Annotated in this window: 2 protein-coding genes; both read right to left on the reverse strand. The window is 66.0% G+C overall.

Annotated elements, in window-relative coordinates; all coding sequences use genetic code 11:
- On the reverse strand, window positions 1–299 hold a 299-nt coding region (locus EN939_RS36740; RefSeq protein WP_127272104.1), incomplete at its 3' end, for a MarR family winged helix-turn-helix transcriptional regulator.
- Window positions 296–700: amino acid synthesis family protein (locus tag EN939_RS36745; protein WP_127272105.1), on the reverse strand; the 405-nt coding region annotated here is incomplete at its 5' end. The genes EN939_RS36745 and EN939_RS36740, both read right to left, overlap by 4 nt.

Below are 700 nucleotides of genomic sequence, written 5' to 3' on the forward strand. Positions count from 1 at the left end.
TGCCTGGAAAGCTCGACCAGGCCGCGCGCCTTCAGCCGGTCGATGACGCCCTTCACCGTCGCCGCATCCATCGCGATCAGCGTGCCGAGCTGGTTCTGCGAGGTCTCGCCGACGTCACGCAGCTTGGCCAACGCCGCGAATTGCGGCGGCGTCAGATCGCCGATATGCGCGGCAAATATCGCCACATGGCGCTGATGCGCCTTGCGCAGGATGAAGCCGACCTGCTCCTGCAGCAGGTAATCCTGGTCGTCCGGCGCCTCGACCTCGACCAGCTTGAGCAGATTGTCCTCGCCGCTCACCGCAAGCCATCCCAGGCTTTGATGTCATCGGCCGCGAGACCACCCATGCGATTGTGGATGCGCGGGCCACAGGTCATGGCGAGGCAGAACAGGATTTCGTCTGGGCGCGGACCATCGCTGATGCCGACTTCCATGGCGTCGAAATGGCTGCGCACATAGGCGGCGTTGATGTGGCCGAGCGGTACATCGAGCTTTGAACCGAACGCGCCGACCTTCTTGGCCGACGGCACGATCGCCTTGGCGTCGCCGAGCCGTTCGCGCATGGCGTAGCCGCCGGGCACATGCCACAGCGCACCGTGCTCCAACTCGCCCGCCGTGCCGACAATGGCGCCCTTGCCGTAGCCGTCGATCTGCTTGACGTCGCCGCCGAGCGCCGCGATCAGCCGGTCGGCGAGCAACAG

Origin of the sequence: Mesorhizobium sp. M7A.F.Ca.CA.002.05.1.1 (assembly GCF_003998335.1) — a bacterium.
GTDB lineage: Bacteria > Pseudomonadota > Alphaproteobacteria > Rhizobiales > Rhizobiaceae > Mesorhizobium.